Origin of the sequence: Phaeobacter sp. B1627, from assembly GCF_006265095.1 — a bacterium.
Classification (GTDB): domain Bacteria; phylum Pseudomonadota; class Alphaproteobacteria; order Rhodobacterales; family Rhodobacteraceae; genus Epibacterium.
The window spans coordinates 1-20,677 of record NZ_VCNK01000038.1; the positions used below are offsets into that span (position 1 = coordinate 1).

General features: G+C 61.0%; 18 protein-coding genes and 2 pseudogenes. 10 read left to right on the plus strand and 10 right to left on the minus strand.

Annotated elements, in window-relative coordinates:
* Positions 1-689: pseudogene (locus tag FGE21_RS20660) on the minus strand (integrase core domain-containing protein); the annotation flags it as partial.
* A gap of 87 nt (positions 690-776) precedes the next feature.
* Between FGE21_RS20660 and FGE21_RS17610 the strand changes: the two are divergent.
* The 3 genes and pseudogenes from FGE21_RS17610 to FGE21_RS20510 form a co-directional block, all read left to right on the plus strand.
* Complete coding sequence (locus FGE21_RS17610) at positions 777-1,070, plus strand: P27 family phage terminase small subunit (protein WP_255731651.1); 294 nt, start codon at positions 777-779, stop codon at positions 1,068-1,070.
* Between the two features lie 3 nt (positions 1,071-1,073).
* Positions 1,074-1,337 carry a terminase large subunit domain-containing protein gene (locus FGE21_RS17615; protein ID WP_218062790.1) on the plus strand — a complete coding sequence of 88 codons (264 nt, stop codon included), beginning with the start codon at positions 1,074-1,076 and terminating at the stop codon, positions 1,335-1,337.
* Between the two features lie 110 nt (positions 1,338-1,447).
* A pseudogene (locus FGE21_RS20510) lies at positions 1,448-1,603 on the plus strand (integrase core domain-containing protein); the annotation flags it as partial.
* On the opposite strand, the gene FGE21_RS17625 reads toward FGE21_RS20510, so the two are convergent.
* The 7 genes from FGE21_RS17625 to FGE21_RS17655 form a co-directional block, all read right to left on the minus strand.
* A complete protein-coding gene (locus FGE21_RS17625; protein WP_139664731.1) occupies positions 1,573-2,979 on the minus strand; it encodes an FGGY-family carbohydrate kinase in 1,407 nt (468 codons plus the stop codon). The pseudogene FGE21_RS20510 and the gene FGE21_RS17625 overlap by 31 nt on opposite strands.
* Complete coding sequence (gene rhaM, locus FGE21_RS17630; protein WP_139664732.1) at positions 2,976-3,293, minus strand: L-rhamnose mutarotase; 318 nt, start codon at positions 3,291-3,293, stop codon at positions 2,976-2,978. Before rhaM ends, FGE21_RS17625 begins: the two co-directional genes overlap by 4 nt.
* Positions 3,290-4,294, minus strand: a complete 1,005-nt coding sequence (locus tag FGE21_RS17635; RefSeq protein WP_139664733.1) for an ABC transporter permease — start codon at positions 4,292-4,294, stop codon at positions 3,290-3,292. The genes rhaM and FGE21_RS17635 overlap by 4 nt, the downstream gene beginning before the upstream one ends.
* On the minus strand, positions 4,291-5,271 hold the full coding sequence (locus FGE21_RS17640; protein ID WP_139664734.1) for an ABC transporter permease: 981 nt from the start codon (positions 5,269-5,271) through the stop codon (positions 4,291-4,293). The genes FGE21_RS17635 and FGE21_RS17640 overlap by 4 nt, the downstream gene beginning before the upstream one ends.
* A 3-nt stretch (positions 5,272-5,274) precedes the next feature.
* Positions 5,275-6,810 carry a sugar ABC transporter ATP-binding protein gene (locus tag FGE21_RS17645; RefSeq protein WP_139664735.1) on the minus strand — a complete coding sequence of 512 codons (1,536 nt, stop codon included), beginning with the start codon at positions 6,808-6,810 and terminating at the stop codon, positions 5,275-5,277.
* Between the two features lie 81 nt (positions 6,811-6,891).
* A complete protein-coding gene (rhaS, locus tag FGE21_RS17650) occupies positions 6,892-7,887 on the minus strand; it encodes a rhamnose ABC transporter substrate-binding protein (RefSeq protein WP_139664736.1) in 996 nt (331 codons plus the stop codon).
* A 31-nt stretch (positions 7,888-7,918) separates the two neighbouring features.
* Positions 7,919-8,722 (minus strand): DeoR/GlpR family DNA-binding transcription regulator, encoded by an 804-nt coding sequence (locus FGE21_RS17655; protein ID WP_139664737.1) that lies wholly within the window; start codon positions 8,720-8,722, stop codon positions 7,919-7,921.
* Between the two features lie 186 nt (positions 8,723-8,908).
* On the opposite strand from FGE21_RS17655, the gene FGE21_RS17660 reads away from it, so the two are divergent.
* Both FGE21_RS17660 and rhaI read left to right on the plus strand, forming a co-directional pair.
* Positions 8,909-11,011 (plus strand): bifunctional rhamnulose-1-phosphate aldolase/short-chain dehydrogenase, encoded by a 2,103-nt coding sequence (locus tag FGE21_RS17660; RefSeq protein ID WP_139664738.1) that lies wholly within the window; start codon positions 8,909-8,911, stop codon positions 11,009-11,011.
* A 12-nt stretch (positions 11,012-11,023) separates the two neighbouring features.
* Positions 11,024-12,298, plus strand: coding sequence for an L-rhamnose catabolism isomerase (rhaI, locus tag FGE21_RS17665; protein WP_139664739.1), 1,275 nt, complete (start codon positions 11,024-11,026; stop codon positions 12,296-12,298).
* Between the two features lie 72 nt (positions 12,299-12,370).
* On the opposite strand, the gene FGE21_RS17670 is transcribed toward rhaI, so the two are convergent.
* The gene (locus FGE21_RS17670) at positions 12,371-13,705 is read right to left on the minus strand and encodes a GH1 family beta-glucosidase (protein WP_139664740.1); all 1,335 of its coding nucleotides are present in this window, start codon (positions 13,703-13,705) and stop codon (positions 12,371-12,373) included.
* 4 nt (positions 13,706-13,709) lie between these two features.
* On the minus strand, positions 13,710-14,741 hold the full coding sequence (locus FGE21_RS17675; RefSeq protein ID WP_139664741.1) for a substrate-binding domain-containing protein: 1,032 nt from the start codon (positions 14,739-14,741) through the stop codon (positions 13,710-13,712).
* Between the two features lie 251 nt (positions 14,742-14,992).
* Here FGE21_RS17675 and FGE21_RS17680 point away from each other — a divergent pair, with 251 nt between their 5' ends.
* The 5 genes from FGE21_RS17680 to FGE21_RS17700 all read left to right on the plus strand — a co-directional run.
* On the plus strand, positions 14,993-16,342 hold the full coding sequence (locus FGE21_RS17680) for an ABC transporter substrate-binding protein (RefSeq protein WP_139664742.1): 1,350 nt from the start codon (positions 14,993-14,995) through the stop codon (positions 16,340-16,342).
* A 116-nt stretch (positions 16,343-16,458) separates the two neighbouring features.
* Positions 16,459-17,466 (plus strand): carbohydrate ABC transporter permease, encoded by a 1,008-nt coding sequence (locus FGE21_RS17685; protein ID WP_139664743.1) that lies wholly within the window; start codon positions 16,459-16,461, stop codon positions 17,464-17,466.
* Positions 17,467-17,480: 14 nt separating this feature from the next.
* Positions 17,481-18,629 carry a carbohydrate ABC transporter permease gene (locus tag FGE21_RS17690; RefSeq protein ID WP_139664744.1) on the plus strand — a complete coding sequence of 383 codons (1,149 nt, stop codon included), beginning with the start codon at positions 17,481-17,483 and terminating at the stop codon, positions 18,627-18,629.
* Positions 18,630-18,678: 49 nt separating this feature from the next.
* Positions 18,679-20,337, plus strand: coding sequence for an alpha-amylase family glycosyl hydrolase (locus FGE21_RS17695; RefSeq protein WP_139664745.1), 1,659 nt, complete (start codon positions 18,679-18,681; stop codon positions 20,335-20,337).
* Positions 20,338-20,362: 25 nt separating this feature from the next.
* A partial coding sequence (locus FGE21_RS17700) for an ATP-binding cassette domain-containing protein (RefSeq protein WP_139664746.1) occupies positions 20,363-20,677 on the plus strand: 315 nt, incomplete at its 3' end.

Below are 20,677 nucleotides of genomic sequence, written 5' to 3' on the forward strand. Positions count from 1 at the left end.
CGAAAAGCTGGGACCACTTCAGGATGTTGGTTTCCGGAGCCGGTGGGCGGTCCCCCAGTGCACGATGCGGTCCGTTGATGTTGTAGAATTCCTCCATTGTTCAATCAGGATGTGCGCTTCCCTTAAGGTCTAGAAGCGCTCCCCGTTCAGCAGTTCATTCCTGAGGCGGGCGTGGAAGCTCTCGCAGTACCCGTTCTCCCGACCTTCCCGCGGCATTGGGGCTGGTTTGATCCGGAATCTTCCGGTTGGGTTTGAGTGTTGAGCAGCAGCGTAGAGACCGCAAAAGTCTCAAGCGCTGGTGCGGTGGTCTTCATCGGTACGGCCCCTCGCAAGCCTGCGCTGGGTCGAATGATTTTGATGCAACACGCGGCAGGCCCGCCGCTCTGAGATGGGGAACTGGCTTCGCACATGTTCACTGCTGGCACGACGACGCGGAGGGTTCAGTCGTTTCCCCCTGCAGCTTCCGATCGGATCAGCTTGTCCAGCCTCAAGTCGGACACGGCCCGGCGCAAGCGGTCATTCTCCTTCTGGCGCCGTTTGAGTTCTTTCAGTTGGTCGGTGTCCATACCGCCATATTGCTTGCGCCAGCGGCAAAACGTCTGGTCAGGAATCGGCACCAGAAGGATGGCATCTACGCCCGGCATTCCCTGTCGTCACAGGACCTCAACCTGCCGCAGCTTCGCGAAAATCTCTTCCGGCTTGCGACGTCTGTTTCCTAACTACACGGGCGGACCACCTAGGGGGGAGGGCCGCTGTGTCACCCGACCGTTGACCGGCTGAAGCCTTCGAATGTGTTCATGTTCAAACAGCTCTGCAAGGCGGTGCTGCGGTTTGAGCGCCTCGAGCTGGAGCTGGAGGAGCTGTCGGAAATCTATGAGAGCGACACGCGCAACGGCAAGCAGATCAAGTCGAGACCGGAGGTGGCGCAATATAATGAGACCTTTCGCCAGATCCGGGGGCTGGCCAATGACTTTGGCATGACACCGGCGGCGGAGCGGGGCCTGTCGGGCGGCGGGCAATTGGGGTTCAATTTCCCTGATCCGAACAGCCCGGAAGGCTATTTGACGTGAGCGCTGCAGGGGAGCGGGTGGCTCAGGCGGTTTTACGATGAGGAAGGCAAGGGCAACGGCAAATCGCCGATGCTGGGCGGCATCAGGCTCTGTATGATGGTGGCCGATGGTGAGCCGCGCGCCGAGATTTACGCGGCGGCGGCGAAAAAGGGCCAGGCGGGGATCCTGTTCCAGGACGCGGTGGCGATGGTGGATCAGGCACCGGTGCTGAGGCGCCGGGTCACACCCACGATTGGGAAAACGATCCCGGCTGCTGGGTCAAGGTGAACCCGCTGTTGGGGGTGACGATCGAGGAGGACTATGGCCACAAGCTGCGCTACCTGGGGCCTGCGCGCGTGGCCATACCTTCAAGTCAACCATCCTTCCCGAGGTGCTACGGAACGGAGATGCCGTCGAACGCCATCCTGGTGCCGTGCTCCGAGTGCCGGATTGAGTGGAACTACATTGCGCCGGGCAAGCCCGTACAGAACGGTTTCGAGGAGAGGTCCAACGGGCGTATGCCTTACAAGTTGCTCGGCGGAACCATGCTCCGCAGGCGTTTCCAGTTCGCAGCATAGGTTGAGAGGGTGGCGTCCGCGCCATGCGCTGTGGCGGGCAGGGGAGACAGCAAGGCGCCGGATCCCCCACACAAGAGAGCGGCCCCGATGCTGGTGCCGGTCGCGGTCCGGCTCTGCAAAACCGGCCTGCCGGTGGCGGCCGCCAGCATTGCCAGAAAATAGGGGTTCTGTGCGAAAGGCCCTTCCACGATAGTGGGGCCCGTAGCGCCGGTCAACTCGAGGCAGGTCTCCGTCATGAGGGCGAGGTAGTAGGACAGCGCGACTGATCGGTGTCCGGTTCCGCAGGCTGGCGGCTGGCCTTGAGGAAAGCCGCCATGCCAGCGCATCTGCTGTCCCTGAAACGGGCCGGTCCCCGGTTCGACGGCCGGCAACAGCATGATATTTCGGGACAAAACCTCCGCGACATCCTGCGCGCTAGGCGCAAAGGGGTATCCGTCTTGAATGATCTCGAATTCCCGCCCCCCCATGAACCGGGCCGAGGCCACCGGATTGCCCATGGCGTTGACATTGACCAGCGTGTCGCGATGGGGATCCAGCGCGGGGCGGCTCCCCCCAATCGCCATCACGATGACCCAGGTCCCGGTCGACACGACAGAAAACGGGCCGGTCTGTGCCAATAGATGCGGATAGAGAGAGGCATTGGAATCGTGAATTCCGCAGACCACCGGGGTGTCGGGCCAGAGCCCCGTTGCCGCCGCGATCCCGGGCAAGAGCGTGCCAAGCACCTCGCCTGACTGTCTGACCGGCGCCATCTTGCCGCTGATCCCGAGGTCCGCGACGAGACTGGAAAACCGATCCTCCTGCGGCTCCCAAAGATCCGTATGGCATCCGATCGAGGTGACATCATTCGCCACTGCCCCGGTCAGCCGGTATCCCCAATACTGAGGGTATCCAATGATATGGCGGGTGCGATGGTGCAGATCAGGGTCGAGGGCGAACTGATAATGAAGCTGGGCACCGACATTCAGCCCCCCGGCCAACCTGGGCGAGCCTGTCCGCTCAAATGGCGGGCGCAGCCTGTCGTAGTCCGAGGCGATCTCGGCCGGAATGGAGTGCTCGTAGTCGAGGACCGGCGCGGCGAGGTCTCCGGCCTTGTCGAGGAGCACGATACTGGCGCCGTGCGTCGTCACCGATATCGCATCAATGCCATAGAGCCGGTGAAACTCCTCTAGCGCCTGAAGCAGAAACTGCCAGTGGCCCTCGGTGTCAAAATGCGGCCAGGGCGGCCCGGGCAGCACCGCATTGGGGCGCGTGACCACCGCGATTTCCTCCAGCCTCTGCAGATCCACCAAAGCCAGTTTGGCATTGGTTTTCCCGATATCGATCACAGCGACGTGGCGTGGCGGGCTCATGGGAGGTAGAACAGCGGCTCAAGATCGACGACAACAGGGGCGTTGTCCGGACCCGTCTCCATGATGTCGGCCATATGTGCCCACCATTTCTGCATCACCGGCTGATCCGGCAACGCGTCCATGCGATGCGCGCCGGTCCGCGTCAGCACACCAATCAACAGATCGGTCTGGGGATCAAGGTGAATGGAATACTCGCTGATCCCTGCCTCCTTCAGGAGCGCGACCAGCTCCGGCCAGATCGCGGTATGGCGGCGGGTGTATTCCTCCTTCATGCCCGGGTTCAGGCGCATCCGGAAAACATAGCGTTCGCTCATATTGCGCTTCCCTTCGCAAGCATCGCCCACAGTCGGGGCAGGGCAATCACTCCGATCAGCAGCAGACCAATGAAAACCGACATCACAATGCCCGGCACATTGAGCAATCCGAGCCCGAAAGTGACCAGCCCCATCACAAAGGCCGCAATCACCACGCCGGGAATTGACCCGGATCCACCGAGGATATTGACCCCGCCCAGCACGACCATCGTGACCACCTCCAGTTCCATCCCTGACGCGATGCTCGGGCGTGTGGAGCCGAGCCGGGAGGTGAGGCAGAGCGCGGCGAAGCCCGACATCACTCCGGTCAGCAGGAACAGAATGAATTTGACGCGCTGCACCCGGATGCCGCTGAACAGGGCGCTGGTCGGGTTGTTGCCAATGGCATAGACCGCGCGGCCAAAGTTGGTCCGGTGCAGAACAACCCCGTAGATCACCGCGAAGACCACAAAAAAGAGCATTTCGACGGTGATGACCCAGACGATGTAGCCTTGACCGAACCAGGCAAAACTCGCGGGGTAGCCGCGAAATGCGTCGTCCCCGAGAATGATATAGCTGATCCCGCGAAACAGGCTCATGGTGCCGATTGTCACCACGATGGAGGGCAGCCCCAGAACGGTGACAAAGACCGCATTGAAGGCGCCGCACATCAGGCCGACCGCCAGGCTGATCCCCACCAACTCCGCCGTTCCGGCACCATATTGGACCGCGAGCCCCATGGCCGTGCTCGCCAGCGCGATTATGGATGCAACCGACAGGTCGATCTCTCCGGCGATGATCAGGAGGGCCATCGCAAATGCAATCATCGCTTTTTCGGTGAAATTGAACGTCGCATCGCTCAGGTTCCATGCATTCAGGAAATAGGGCGACGCAAAGCAATTGACGACAAAGATGGCGACGGCGACGGCCAGCAACAGGACTTCCCAGCTGCGCAGGAGGCGGGCGAGGCGACTGTTCAGACGGTCCGGGATGTGGCGGGAAGGGGCAGGTGCATCGGTCATGAGGATGTGTCCGCTGATTTGAGGATGATGCGGCCTTTGGTGCGTCCCGCCCGCGCGTTGAAGGCAACGGCGATCAGAATGGCACTGCCAGAGATCGCAAGCTGCCAGAAGGGCGAAATATTGACCACCGGCAGGGCATTCTTGACCACTCCGAGGAACAGCGCACCGAGGACGGCCCCCGCCACGGAGCCAACGCCGCCTGCAATCGAGATGCCGCCGATCACGCAGGCCGCGACCACCTCCAGTTCGAAGCCGCCCGCGATATCCACATAGGCGACCGCATAGCGGGCAACCCACAGGTATCCCGTCAGCCCGGCCAGGGCGCCCGACAGGACAAAGGCGAGACATTGCGTCTTTCCGACGTTGATGCCGGTATAGACCGCAGCATGCGGATTGCCGCCAACCGCAAAGATTGACCGTCCAAACGGTGTGCGCGCCATCATCAGGGCAAAGGTCAGAACAGCCAGAACTGCGGTCCAGGACAGGACCGGCAGGCCGAGGATCTCGGCCCGTGGAAAGCCCGTGAAAGAGGCGCTCATTTCGTGGCTATTGACCCACTTTCCGTTCGATATCAGAAAGATAACGCCGCGAAAAATGGTCATTGTGCCAAGCGTCACCACGATCGGAGGGATTGCAAGCTTCCAGACCAACAGGCCATTGATCGCCCCCATCAGCGCCCCGAGCAGAGCGGCGATCACAAGGATCACCGATATGGGCAACTCCGGCAGCGCCACGTTGATCATGGCGCAGACCATTCCCGTCAACGCCAGGTTGGCCGCCACGGACAGGTCAATGCAACGGGTCAGGATGACCACCATCTGACCAAGCGCCAGAATAATGAGCGGCGCCGTGTCGTTGAACACATTGACCAGGTTGCCGGGGGCGACAAAGCCAGAAAACCGCGAGGCAATCACCAGCAACAGGCCGAGGATCGCACCGGCGAGGATCATTTCGCGGAGGGGGATCAGTCGGGTCATGCTCTATGCTTCCTGCAGCCGGGGTGCTGCGGTTATTCCGGCCGCATGGCGGACCAATGTTTCGGGGGTCAGCTCGTCACCGGACAGCTCTGCGGCGATCCGCCCGTCGCGCATCACGATGACGCGGTCGGACATGCCTATGACCTCGGGGATTTCCGAGCTGACCATGATCACCGACAACCCCTGCGCCGCGAGTTCAGCCATGAAATCATGTACCGCCGCCTTGGATCCGATGTCGATCCCTTTGGTCGGCTCGTCCAGAATGATCACCTGGGGCTGGGTCGCCAGCCATTTCGCGATGACCACCTTTTGCTGATTGCCGCCGGACAAATTGCCGACATCCTGATCCAGCGCCGCCGCCCGCAGGTCCAGACGTTCGGCATATTGCCGCGCGAGGGCGAATTCCTCTGCCAGCCTGATAAAGCCCGCCCGAGAGGTGCGGCCAAGCGACGGCAAGGTGATGTTTTGAAAGATCGGCAAGCCGATCACGGCCCCCTGTTTACCGCGGTCCTCGGGCACATAGACAATTCCGTTGCCCACGGCAGCAGCGGGCGAGCGAATGACCCGGATCGCACCATTGATCTTGCACACGCCCTTGCTCGGTCTCGTGATCCCAAAGAGGGTCTGCATGAATTCGGACCGACCCGCGCCCACAAGCCCATAGAAGCCGAGGATCTCTCCCCGTCTGAGGGTGAAACCGATATCGGCAAATTCAGTGGGATGGCTGTAGCCCACGACCTGAAGCACGTCCTCGCCCGGCGCGACCGTCCGTTCGGGAAATATCTGGTCAACCGCGCGCCCGACCATCAGCTTGACCAATGCGTTTTCGTCAATCTCCGCGATCTTGCCCTCGCCGACAAAGCTGCCATCGCGAAAAACAGTGTAGCGGTCGGCGATGCGGAAAATCTCGTCGAATTTGTGGCTGATGAACAGGATCGCCTTGCCCTGCGACTTCAGCGTCTCCACCAGCGCGTACAGCTCTTCAATCTCTTTGTGGGACAGGGCCGCCGTGGGTTCGTCCATGATCACCACACGTGCATCGACCGAGAGCGCGCGCGCGATTGCCACCAGATGTTTGTTGGCGATGCCGAGATCCCGCAGCATGGTGTAGGTGTCAAAAGGGGCGCCGATCTCCGCGAGCAGCGCGGCCGCCCTGCGGTGCATTTCGGCGGTATCGATCAGCCCGAGGCGGGACCTGGGCGCGTGACCGAGAAAGATATTTTCCGCCACACAAAGCTCATCAAAGAGAACCGTTTCCTGATGGATGGCCGTGATCCCTGCCGCTGAGGCGTCCTTGGGGCCCGCAAACCGGACCGGGTCACCGTCGATCCGAATGGTTCCGCCATCCGGCTGGTAGATACCGGTCAGGACCTTCACCGTGGTCGATTTGCCGGCACCGTTTTCCCCGACGAGCGCCGTCACTTGACCGGGGTAGAGATCGAGGCGGACCTGATCCAACGCCTTGACCCCGGGAAAGGTCTTTGTGATCGCATCCATCGATACCACAGGTGTCTGCGCTGATGTCACTGCATCGGTCATTCTTGCTCGTCCGGGTCTGTGGTGAGGGGGCTGGATCCGGCCCGGTCCGCAAAGAGAGACCGGGCCGGACAGGATGCCGGTTCAGAAGATCGACTTGAACTGATCGATGTTGCTCGCATCATAGACAAACGGGTCAGCCATCGCGCCTTCATTGTTGTCATTCAGCGTCAGGCTGCCCAGCCGGCCCATCGGAATTTCCGCGCCCGGTGTCGCCTCGGCGCCGTTCTGGCTCAGCTCATAGGCCAGCATGGTGGCGGAATACCCGAGGTCGATGGGGTTCCAGATCGCAAAGGACTGCGACGCCCCCGATGCAATCGCGCCGGCCATCTCAGACGGGAGCCCGAGGCCGGTCACGTTGACTTCGCCGACTTTGCCTGCATCCACAACAGCCTGTGCGGCTGCGACGATGCCCACAGAGGTCGGCGCGATGATGGCATCCAGATCCGGGAAGGATTGCATCAGGCCGGTGGCCTCGCGGTAGGATTTGTCCGCAAGATCATCGCCGTAGACGGTCGAAACCAGATTGATGCCAGGGTAGTTGCCCATGACTTTGGTCATTTCATCGATCCAGATATTCTGGTTGGTCGAGGTTGTCGTCGCAGACAGAACGGCCACGTCGCCGCCATCGGGCAGATGGTCAGCGGCCAGTTTGATGATCATATTCCCGATCAGCGGGTTGGACGAGGGGTTCAGGTGCAGCTGCCGGCCTTCCGGTGCGACGCCCGAGTCCCAGCTGATGACGGTGATCCCGCGTTGCATCGCCCGTTGCAGCGCCGGCACAAGCGCATCGGTGTCATTGGCCGACACGGCGATTGCATCGACCTTCTGCGCAATCAGCGCGTTGATGACCTCGATTTGGCCCTCGGCCGTCGTGTCGGTGGGCCCGGTATAGATGATCTCGACGTTGCCCAGCTCCGCCGCGGCTTCCTTGGCGCCTTCTGCGGCGGCCTCGAAAAATCCGATCCCCAGCGCCTTGACCACAAGGGCAATGCGCACATTGTCCTGCGCCAGAGCCGGGCCTGCAAACATCGCCGTGGCAACTGCGGCCGAGGCGATCAGCTTCTTGAATACACTCATGGTTTCCTCCCTAAAGTGTGGTTTGGGCTGGCTAGGACGCCACCCCCTCTTTTTGCGTCGTCCCCGTGGGAACAACGATCAGCGTGACATCCGCCGCCTCCAGCATGGCGGCCGTGCGGTCCTCTATCCCGTCATCGGTTATAATGGTGTCGATGCGGTCCAGGGGGCACAGCACAAGACTGGAGCGGTTTTTGAATTTGGAACTGTCCACGAGGACAATCAGCTCTTCGGCCTGACCAATCAGCTTCGCTTCGGCCTGGATCAGCAACGGGTCCTGTTCCATCAGCCCCAGCGGGCCGATGCCGGCGGCTCCCATGAACATGCGCTTGGCGTAGAAATTGCGGGTCACATCATTCTCAAACGGCGACAGGATGATGTTTTGTTCACGGTAGATGATGCCGCCGGACAGCATGACGGTATTGGTGGTGTTCTTCAGCAGGTGCTCTGCAATCGGAAATGAGTTGGTGAAGACCTGAAGCCTGCGCGAGGCGAGCGGGTGAACCATCTGAAATGTGGTGGTTCCGCCATTGATGATAATCGGCTCTCCATCTTCGCACAGTTCAACGGCCGCTGCGGCAATAGCTTGTTTTTCGGCGATATTCATCGTCTCATTGACGGTGAAGGGGCGCCCGGCCAGGCCCACGAACGGCTTCGTCGTCAGGGCCTCGGCGCCGCCGCGCACCCGGCGCAGGCGCTTTTGGTCGTCCAGAGTGTTGATGTCGCGGCGCACTGTCGCCTCTGATGCGCCCGTCAACGCACAGAGATCGACCACGGTCACCAGCGACCGGTCCTGAACGGCAGATAGGATGACGCGATGTCTGTCTTTTTCATGCATGCAGCAGCCCTTTCGATTGGCTCAAGGTGCGGTGAGTCCGGGGGAGCTGTCAATCAATATTTATCACAAACAATCATTCTGCGCCGCAGCATGATTGTTTGTGAGTGAAAATGATTGACTTGTGAGGGGGCGCCCGTCAGCTTGCCGATGACACATCTGACTTTCATGTCGCCTATGGAGGCACCAATGACCAACGCAGCCGACCCCCAACGCCTTGAAAACAAATGGGACGCGGAGCATGCCGCGGCCATGAGCGAGTCTGAGAAACTGCTGTACCGCTCCAACCTTTTGGGATCGGACAAGAGAATCACAAATTATGGTGGCGGCAATACGTCGGCCAAGGTGATGGAGCGGGATCCGCTCACCGGCGCGATGACCGAAGTGCTCTGGGTCAAGGGATCCGGCGGCGATGTGGGCTCAATCAGGATGGACGGGTTCGCGACGCTTTACATGGACAAGCTGAATGCGCTGAAGGCGCTGTATCGCGGGCCCGACTTCGAGGATGAAATGGTCGGGTTTCTGCCCCATTGCACCTTCAATCTGAACCCGCGCGCCGCAAGCATCGACACGCCTCTGCATGCCTATGTCCCCCGAAAGCATGTCGATCACATGCACCCCGATGCCATAATCGCCATTGCGGCGGCCAAGGACAGCAAGGCGCTGACGCAAAAGATCTTCGGTGACACCATTGGATGGCTGCCTTGGAAACGACCGGGGTATGAGCTGGGCCTGTGGCTGTCGGAGTTTTGTGCAAAGAACCCAACCGCAAAGGGCGTCATTCTGGAAAGCCACGGGCTGTTTACATGGGATGACGACGCCCAGGCCTGCTATGCGCTGACCCTCGATGTCATTCAGACGGCGATGGATTGGTTCGCCAGAGAGACGGATGGTCAGGCGGCCTTTGGCGGAGCGATCCATACGAGCCTGCCCGAGGCCGAGCGCCGGGCGACTGCGGCCCGGTTGATGCCCGCCATTCGCGGCATGGTCTCCGGACAGCAGCATATGGTCGGTCATTTCGATGACAGCGATGCGGTGCTTGAATTCGTGAACGCACGGGACATGGAGCGTCTGGCCGCGCTCGGGACATCCTGCCCGGACCATTTCCTGCGGACCAAGATCTGCCCGCTGGTGGTGGATTTTGATCCCTCGGCACCGGACATTGACGCCACTCTGGACGGTCTGGGCGATGCGGTCGCGGCGTACCGGGAGGCCTACAAGGCCTATTATGACCGCTGCAAACGCGACGACAGCCCCGCCCTGCGCGATCCGAACGCTGTGGTGTATCTGGTGCCCGGTGTTGGCATGATCACCTTTGCAAAGGACAAGGCGACGGCCCGGATCTCGGGTGAATTCTACGTCAACGCGATCAATGTGATGCGTGGTGCAGATGCCGTCTCGCAGTATCAGGGCCTGCCGGAGCAGGAAGCCTTTGATATTGAATACTGGTTGCTGGAGGAAGCCAAACTGCAGCGGATGCCTGCGCCCAAAGCGATGGCTGGCCGGGTGGCCCTGGTGACCGGTGGGGCGGGCGGTATCGGCTCTGCAACGGCCGAGCGCTATCTGCGCGACGGGGCGGTGGTGATGCTGGCGGACATCGATGCGGATGCTCTGACGGCAACGGCTGATCGGCTTGCGGCGCGATATTCACCCGACGTCGTGCGCACGGTCACAATGGATGTCACCGATGAAGCCGCCGTTGCCAGCGCCTGCGCCGGCCTCGCGGTGGAGTTCGGCGGCGTCGATATTCTCGTCTCGAATGCAGGGATCGCCAGCTCCGCTCCGGTGGAGGAGACCAGCCTAGAGCTGTGGAACCGGAATATGGCGATCCTGTCGACCGGGTACTTCCTGGTCAGCCGCGAAACCTTCAAACTGTTCCGAGCGCAGGGGATAGGTGGCGCCGTGGTCTTTGTGGCGTCCAAGAACGGTCTTGCTGCCTCGCCCAATGCATCTGCCTACTGCACGGCAAAGGCCTCTGAAATCCACCTGGCCCGGTGTCTGGCGCTTGAGGGGGCCGGGATGGGGGTTCGGGTCAATGTCGTCAATCCGGATGCGGTGCTGAAGGGATCGAAGATCTGGCAGGGCGAATGGCTGGATCAGCGCGCTGGCACCTATGGCACCGACAAGGACGGGCTGGAGAAGATGTACCGCGACCGTTCCATGCTCAAGCGCTCTGTGCTGCCGGAGGACATCGCGGAGGCCGCCTATTTCCTTGCATCCGACCTGTCGGCCAAATCGACCGGCAACATCATCAACGTGGATGCTGGCAACGTCCAGGCATTCACCCGCTAAGGAGACGGGGCTATGCTGAAACCTGATATCATCGCCCGGAGCAACGACGCAGCCCGGGCCAGACTTGCGTCGGATTACGATGCGCTCGGCGAGCATCTTGACCGGCGCGGGATTTCCATTGACGCAATCAAAGCCAAAGTCGCCACCTACGGAGTCGCAGTGCCGAGCTGGGGCGTCGGGACCGGCGGTACGCGCTTTGCCCGTTTTCCAGGTCCCGGAGAGCCGCGCGATATCTTTGACAAGCTGGACGATTGCGGCGTCATCCATCAACTGACCCACGCCACGCCATCTGTCTCGCTGCATATTCCGTGGGATGCGCAACCGGCTGCGGATTTGACCAGCAAGGCAGAAGAGGTCGGCCTGGGCTTTGATGCGATGAATTCCAATACGTTTCAGGACCAGCCCGATCAGCCACACAGCTACAAGTTCGGCTCCCTGTCACATACCGACGCCGCCACACGCCAGCAGGCGGTAGACCACAATCTGGCCTGTATCGAGCTCGGCCGGGCGATCGGGTCCAAGGCCCTGACAATCTGGGTCGGAGACGGGTCGAACTTTCCGGGGCAGACCAATTTCACCCGTCAGTTCGAACGATACCTGGACGCGGCGTGCCAAATCTATGCCGCCCTGCCGACGGACTGGACCCTGCTGACCGAACACAAGATGTACGAACCGGCCTTCTATTCCACGGTGGTGCAGGATTGGGGCAGCAACTTGCTGATCGCCCAGCATTTGGGAGAGCAGGCCAAATGCCTCGTTGATCTGGGCCACCACGCTCCGAACGTGAATATTGAAATGATCGTGGCCCGCCTCACTCAATTCGGCAAACTTGGCGGATTTCATTTCAATGACAGCAAATATGGCGACGATGATCTGGATACCGGCAGTATCGACCCGTACCGGCTGTTTCTTGTTTTCAACGAACTGGTCGAGGCCGAAGGCACACCGGGGTTCAGCCCGATGCATATGCTGGATCAAAGCCACAATGTCACCGACCCGATCGAAAGCCTCATGGTGTCCGCGATGGAGGTTCAGAGAGCCTACGCCCAGGCGCTTTTGGTGGATCGCGAGGCGCTGCTCGGGTTCCAGGAGGACAACGACGCCCTGATGGCGACCTCCACCCTGAAGCAGGGGTTCCGCACGGATGTGGAGCCTATCCTGGCCATGGCGCGTCTGACTGCCGGGGCGGCAATCGACCCGGTCGCGGCCTATCGTGCGTCGGGATACCGCAATACCGTGGCAGAGATCCGTCCCCAGAGCCGGGGCGCGGGGGGCGGTATCGTCTGAGCCTGAGTCTGAGCCTGGGGGGCAGGGGGCTGCCCTGTCCCGAACTGACATCGCGGGGCAGGGCTCTGTCGATTATCGCGCGGTCAGGGCGTCTTTCAGCGCGTGATATGAGGCTTTGGGCGTGCGGGTCAGCGTGTCGAAATCCACATGCACCATGCCAAATCGCTTCTCATACCCCAGTGCCCATTCGTAGTTGTCGAGCAGGGACCACAGGAAATACCCCTTGACCGGCACGCCGTCGGAAATCGCTTTGCGGACCCGGTCGAGATGGGCATCGACATAGGCGATACGCTCGGGGTCCAGAACCACTCCGGCGTCGATGACATCGGGATTGGCCATGCCGTTCTCGGTCACGATCAAGGGCATGTCGCCGGTGTATTCAGCCGCAGTGCGGGTCAGAAACTGATAGAGGCCATCGGGGTAGATTTCCCATCCCATCTGGGTCTTGGGCAACGGGCCGTCGAGTTCGGCATAGTTCGGCCAGGGGCCTGCCTCCGCGCCGATCACCTTGCGGGTATAGTAATTCAGCCCGCACCAGTCGACCGGCTGCGTGATGGTCTTGAAATCGTCCTGCCATCCCGTCGGCAGATGTGGCTCCAGCCCTTTCAGCGCCGCTTCGGGGTAGGCGCCTTTGAACACGCCGCCGAGGAAGAAACGGTTGTAGATCGCATCATAGGTTTCCGCCGCCGCCCGCGCCTCGGGGCTGTTATCGACCGGCTGGGCCCACTCGAAATTGAACACCGCGCCAAGGTTCGACATGCCGAGCCCCCGCATCACCTCGATTGCCCGCCCGTGGGCCAACAGCACGTGATGCATGGCCCGTGCGGTCGCCCGGATGTCCCGCAGGCCCGGGGCGTGGTGGCCGAGGAAATGCGACAACCACCCGACGCACCAGGGCTCGTTGATGGGCGCGACAGAATACATCCGGTCCCCGATCCGCCCCATGATGACCTCGGTGAATTCCGCAAACCAATCGCCGATGTCGCGGTTGCGCCAGCCCCCGCGATCGGCCAGCGGCTGCGGAAGCTCCCAGTGATAGAGCGTCGCGCAGGGTTTCAGCCCGCGTTCCAGCATGGCGTCTGTCAGCCGGTCATAGAAATCGAGGCCCTCGGTGTTTGGCGTGCCGGTGCCTTCGGGCAGAACGCGGGCCCAGCTGGTGGAGAACCTGTAGCAATCAAGCCCGGCCGCCGCCGCCAGATCCAGGTCCTCCTCAAAACGGTGGTAATGATCACAGGCGACATCACCGTTTTCGGCACGCACCACATTGCCGGGGGTCGCCGCAAAGCTGTCCCAATGGGTCGGGCCCGCGCCGCCGAATGAGTGACCTTCGATCTGGTAGGATGAGGTCGCGCTGCCAAACAGGAAGTCCGCAGGGAAATCCTCGCGCGTGAAAGTGAATTTAGTCATGTATCTAGATCCTGTTGGGCGCCGGTCCGGTGGAGCGTCCGACGGTCAGCTCGGCTTCGAGCAACTCGGTCAGGGGGGGAGACCCCGGGGTTTCGATTTGGGTGATCAGCAGCTGTGCAAGCTTTCGCCCGGCCTCGCGGACGGAGGACCGGGTGGCGGTAAACACGGGCACATCGCTGCCGTTGCGCAGATATGACAGGTCATCGTCGTGGGTGATGACGGAAATCTCCCGTCCCAAGGTCAGGCCGGCCTCCTCAATGGCGCGGCGAACGCCAAAGGCGGCGATGATGGAGGACACGAGGTAGGCTGTGGGCGGATCCTCCAGAGATTGCGTCCGCCGGACGGTGCTGTAGCCATAGACTTCGGTCATCTCACCGGCAAACATCAGCCCCGGATCGGGAGGGATGCCGCGGGCCTTCAGCGCCGCCTCATAGCCGCGGCGACGGCGAAAGGCGAAATCCATGCTCTCCTGACCGTTCACAAGACAGATCCTGCGATGGCCGAGGTCCAGCAGAAAATCCGTGGCCCGCTGAAAGGCGCTGGTATTGTTCACATCAAGCCAGCTGTAGGGCGTGGAAATATCGGTGGCGCGCCCATGCACGGCAAAGGGCAGGCCGATTTCCTGCAGCAATGGAATGCGCGCGTCCTGCATTTTGGGGGCGTGCAGGACGATGCCGTCCACGTTCCGCTTTGCGACCATCTCGTGGTAGGCGCGGGATTGTTCCTGATCCGCCACCAGCGACAGCACCATATCATATCCGGCCTGACTGTAGCTTTCCCCGGCGCCGGAGATGAAATCGCCAAAAATCGGGTTCATCATTTCGTGCTGTGAGGAGAGCGGGATCACATGGCCAATCGCCATTGCCCGCCCGGTCGCCAGTGCCTTGGCCCGGGTGTTGGGGCGATAGTTGTGCTGCTCGGCGGCCTGCATCACCCGTTTTCGGGTATCCTCACTGACCTCCGGATAGCCGTTCAGCGCCCGGCTCACGGTTGTCTGGGACAGGCCCAGATGCGCGGACAGCTGCTTGAGGTTCATGAAGGGGATCTCCAAAGCGCTTTAAATTCGATGTGCAAACGGTTGCAGCTTTCACAACTTGCCTCGTTTTCAATCAAAGGGAAAGAGCCGATTTCAGGCAGGTATGTTTGTCTGTCTGCATAGACTCATTGACAGCACCAACAGAATCCTGAATTTTGGAGGCAATCAAAGCGCTTTGGTGATTTGGTTTGTATGCCTGAAAAACTAGCATTGTATACATTGCGAGGCGCACCACCTTGGGAGGAGTGAGAATGAAACATACTTTGATGACGGCCGCAGCCGTCGCGGCGTTGGTTGCGGGATCGGCCAGTGGGCAGGATCTGATTTTTCCGGTAGGCGAGGGCGCCTTCAACTGGGAGAGCTACAGCGCGCTTGAGAAGACGGATCTTGCCGGTGAGCAGGTGACAGTGTTCGGACCGTGGCTCGGCCCGGATCAGGAACTGGTCGAGAACGTGCTGGCCTATTTCGCGGCCGCGACCGGTGCTGATGTCCGCTATGCGGGCTCCGACAGCTTTGAACAGCAGATCGTCGTCGATGCCGAAGCCGGCTCCGCGCCCAATATCGCGGTATTCCCGCAGCCGGGCCTGGTCTCCGACATGGCAGAGCGCGGCTTTATTGCGCCTCTTGGCGAAGAGACCGCCGCCTGGGTCAAGGAAAACTACGCCGCAGGCCAGTCCTGGGTGGATCTGGGCACCTTCCCGGGCCCCGATGGCGCGGACGGACTGTATGGTCTGTTCTTCAAGGTCGATCTGAAGTCGCTGGTCTGGTTCAACCCCGAGAATTTCGAGGACTTCGGGTATGATGTCCCGACCTCCATGGAAGACCTGAAAACGCTGACAGATCAGATGGTCGCCGACGGCAACACGCCCTGGTGCATCGGTCTGGGGTCCGGTGGTGCGACCGGCTGGCCCGCCACTGACTGGGTCGAGGACATGATGCTGCGGACACAAGAGCCCGCAGTCTATGACCAATGGGTCGCCAATGAGATTGCCTTTGATGATCCGCGCGTCGTCGAGGCCATCGAGGAATTCGGCTATTTTGCGCGCAACGACAAATATGTCTCCGGCGGCGCGGGTGCCGTGGCCTCTACCGATTTCCGCGATAGCCCCAAAGGGCTCTTTGCCAGCCCGCCGCAGTGCATGATGCACCGTCAGGCCTCCTTTATTCCGGCCTTCTTCCCCGAAGGTACCGAAATGGGTCTGGACGCTGACTTCTTCTACTTCCCGGCCTATGAGGGCAAGAAGCTGGGCAACCCGGTTCTGGGCGCAGGCACGATCTGGTCGATCACCAATGACAGCACAGGTGCGCGGGCTCTGATGGACTTCCTGCAATCCCCTATCGCGCATGAAGTCTGGATGGCGCAGCAGGGTTTCCTGACCCCGCTCAAGACCGTCAATACTGACCTCTATGCCACGGACACCCTGAAGAAAATGGGTGAGATCCTCCTGTCTGCCGACACCTTCCGCTTTGACGCCTCCGACCTGATGCCGGGCGGCGTGGGCGCTGGATCCTTCTGGACGGGCATGGTGGATTATGCGGGCGGCAAACCCGCGGCCGAGGTCGCGAGCGAGATCCAGTCCTCCTGGGATGCGTTGAAGTAAGCTTGCCCATTCCCTGTTGCAGGGCCGCCGGGATCGGTGGCCCTGCACCCTTTGCCGGTGGTTGCAGCCTTGCGGCGTGAAACACCCGGCGCCCATTTAATCATCAGGAGCCACTCATGCATCCAGCCATTCAGGGGTTGCTGACCATTGCCTTTGGCGTCGGGGGCTGTGTCGGCTATTTCTATCTCTCGAATATCATTCTCGACACGCTGATCTTTCCCGCACGTGGCAAGGACATCGCCCGCAATATCCGGCGTGCCAATATGGTACGGCCCTGGCTCTTTTTGCTGCCGGCCTTGCTGGCGCTGGGCCTGTATCTCGCCTATCCGGTGGTCGAAACCATGCGTTTGTCGCTGACCGAGCGTCTGCCCGGCGGCGGGTCAGAGTTCGTGGGGCTGGCCAATTACAAACAGATGCTGGCAGAAGCCAAATTCTGGGAAGCCCTGCAGAACAATTTCCTCTGGCTTCTGGTGGTGCCTGCGGCCTCCACCGCCTTTGGTCTGCTGGCGGCGCAGCTCACGGACCGGTTGGCCTGGGGCAATATTGCCAAATCGCTGATCTTTATGCCGATGGCAATTTCCTTTGTCGGCGCTGCGGTGATCTGGAAGCTGGTCTATGACGCCCGCCCGCCGGGAACCGAGCAGATCGGTATCCTGAACGCGGTCTATATCTGGCTGGGCGGGATCGAGCCACAGCAATGGCTGACAATTCCCTTCTGGAACAACTTCTTTCTGATGATGGTGCTGGTCTGGATCCAGACCGGGTTTGCCATGGTGATCCTGTCGGCAGCGCTGCGGGGTATTCCCGAGGAAACGGTAGAAGCCGCAATCGTCGACGGGGCAGGCCCGTTTCAGATCTTTTTCCGCATCAAGGTGCCGCAGATCATCGGCACGATCGTCGTGGTCTGGACCACCATCACCATAGTTGTGCTCAAGGTCTTTGACATCGTGTTTGCGATGACCAATGGCCAGTGGCAGACGCAGGTTCTGGCCAACTACATGTATGACAAGCTGTTTGTCGCGCGCGACTGGGGCGTCGGGTCGGCCAGTGCGATGATGATCATGCTGCTCGTCCTGCCGATCCTGGTCTGGAACGTCTACAACGCGCGCCGCGAAATGCGCTGAGGGAGGGCTCTGAGATGAATGCTATTGCAGGACAAAAGCCGGGTCTGATCTGGGCGCTCAGGATTTCGGTCATCTTGCTGGTGGGGCTTTGGATGTTCCCGACCGTGGGGCTGTTCGTTTCATCCTTCCGGACCGGTGATCAGATTGCCACCTCCGGGTGGTGGAAGGCCCTGTTCCCCACCGAACAGAACCTGACCCTACGCACGGCGGCGCCGGATACGCAGGTCCAAGAGGCCGATCTCTTTGTGATCGAGGGCAACCTGTTCGAAGAAGCCACCGATGCCAAGATTTCAGCCTGGGGGACCAACGCCCGCGAGATCGACGCCTATGGCCCCGGCGACACCGCCGAGTTGCGCGGCGGCGAGCGCCTGACGGTTGCCGCCGACGGCAGCTACCGGCTTCAGTCCGCGCAGGAGATGAGCGGCGGTCGCGGTCCACGGGTGTTTGTCTCTGCTCTGGTGCCGCCTGAATTCACCCTGCAGAACTATGAAACCATCCTGATTTCCGGCGGCTCCACCGACAATCTGGCGCGGGCCTTTTTCAATACGCTGACAGTCACCATCCCGGCGACCATCATTCCCATCCTGATCGCCGCCTTCGCTGCCTATGCGCTTGCCTGGATGGAATTCCCGGGGCGGGCGTTGCTGATTGCGACAATCGTCGGTCTGCTGGTGGTGCCCCTGCAGCTGGCCCTGATCCCGCTGCTGAAGTTTCACAATGAAATTGGTATCGGCAAGGGCTACCTTGGAGTCTGGATGGCCCATACCGGCTTTGGCCTGCCGCTGGCGATCTACCTTCTGCGCAACTACATGATCGGCATCCCGCGTGACATCATTGAAAACGCGCGCGTCGACGGCGCCACGGATTTCCAGATCTTCACCCGGATCATCCTGCCGCTCTCCTTCCCTGCGCTGGCCTCCTTTGCGATCTTTCAGTTCCTCTGGACCTGGAACGATCTTCTCGTGGCGATGGTCTTTCTGATTGACGCCACCGGCGAGACGACCGTGATGACCAAACAGATTGTCGAATTGCTCGGAACGCGCGGCGGCAACTGGGAGATCCTCGCGACCTCTGCCTTCGTGTCCATCGCAGTTCCGCTTGCCGTGTTTTTTGCCATGCAGAAGTACCTCGTGCGGGGGCTTCTGGCCGGGTCGGTCAAATGACCCCCGGCGCATCCTCTCTCCTCCACCTTTGTTGACGGACCACTCCAGAATGAACGCTCAGACCTCCATTTCGTCACCTTCCGTGCTCGCTTCCGATCCTGACTGGTGGCGCGGTGCCGTGATCTATCAGATTTATCCGCGCAGCTATCAAGACAGCAATGGCGACGGCATCGGTGATCTGCCGGGGATCACCTCCCGGCTCGCCTACATTGCCTCGCTCGGGGTGGATGCAATCTGGATCTCGCCGTTCTTCACCTCGCCGATGAAGGACTACGGCTATGACGTCAGCGACTATTGCGACGTTGATCCGATGTTCGGCACCCTCGCGGATTTTGACGCGCTGGTCGCCAGGGCGCATGAGCTCGGTCTCAGGGTGATGATCGATCTGGTGCTGTCGCATAGTTCCGACCAGCATCCCTGGTTCGCCGAAAGCCGTCAAAGCCGCGATAATCCAAAAGCGGATTGGTATGTCTGGGCCGATCCGCAGCCGGACGGCACCCCGCCCAATAACTGGCTGTCGATCTTTGGCGGGTCTGCCTGGCAATGGGACCCGCGGCGGGAGCAGTATTTCCTGCACAACTTCCTCACGACCCAGCCCGACCTCAATTTCCATTGCGATGCGGTTCAGGACGCCCTGCTGGACGCGACACGCTTCTGGCTCGAACGTGGCGTCGACGGGTTCCGTTTGGATACCATCAACTTCTACATGCACGACAAGCAGCTCCGGTCGAACCCGGCCCTCCCCAAAGAGCAGCGTAACGCTACTATCGCGCCCTCGGTGAACCCGTATAACCATCAGGAACACCTCTACTCAAAAAACCAGCCGGAGAACCTCGAATTTCTCGCCCGGTTCCGTGCGCTATTGGACCAATACCCGAACAAGTCGGCCGTCGGCGAAGTGGGCGACGCCCAGAGGGGGCTTGAAATCCTCGGGCAATATACGGCGGGCGAGACGGGCGTTCACATGTGCTATGCGTTTGAATTCCTCGCCAAGGATCCGCTCAATGCGGGCCGCGTGGCAGAGGTTTTCGCCAAGGTCGATGACGTCGCGGCTGACGGCTGGGCCTGTTGGGCCTTCTCAAATCATGACGTGATCCGCCATGTCAGCCGCTGGGCGCTCTCTGATCCCGCGTTGCGTCTCTATACCACCATGATGATGTGCCTGCGCGGGTCGGTCTGTATCTATCAGGGCGAGGAACTGGGCCTGCCGGAAGCCGACATCGCCTTTGAGGATCTGCAGGATCCCTATGGTGTGGAATTCTGGCCGGAATTCAAAGGGCGCGACGGCTGCCGGACCCCGATGGTCTGGCACAGCGACAACACCTACGGCGGTTTCTCCGAGACCCGGCCCTGGCTGCCGGTCAGCCTCGAACATGCGGCGCTGGCTGTACGCGAACAGGAGGCTGACCCGGCTGCATTGCTGCATCACTACCGCCACGCCATCGCCCTGCGCCGCGCCCATGCCGCCTTGTCACGCGGGCAGCACGACAAGGTGCAGGCCCTGGGCAATGTGGTGCAGTTCTCCCGCACGGCCGAGGGGGAGGAAATCTTCTGTGCCTTCAATATCGGAGGAGACACAGCGGATGTGACGCTGCCTGCCGGCGCATGGGAGCAGCTTGGCGCCGAGCAGGGCAGTGCGGCGGTTCCGGCTGCTGGCGGACAAGTGACGTTGCAGCCGTGGCAATGCTGCCTCGCGCGGCGCGTCTGAAATACCCAGGAAGGAGGAGGAGACCATGGCGAACCTGAAACTGACCGGGGTAGAGAAAACCTATGCCGGCGCGGTCAATGTCCTGAACGACATCAATCTCGACATCAAACAGGGCGAGTTGATCGTTTTTGTCGGCCCGTCGGGCTGCGGCAAATCCACGCTTTTGCGGATGATCGCCGGGCTGGAGCGGATCACCGGTGGCACGCTGGAAATCGACGGGGCGGTCATGAACGAGATCCCCCCGGCGCAGCGTGGCATTGCCATGGTGTTTCAGTCCTACGCGCTCTATCCGCATATGACGGTGCGCGACAATATGGCGTTTGCCCTCAAGATCGCGGGC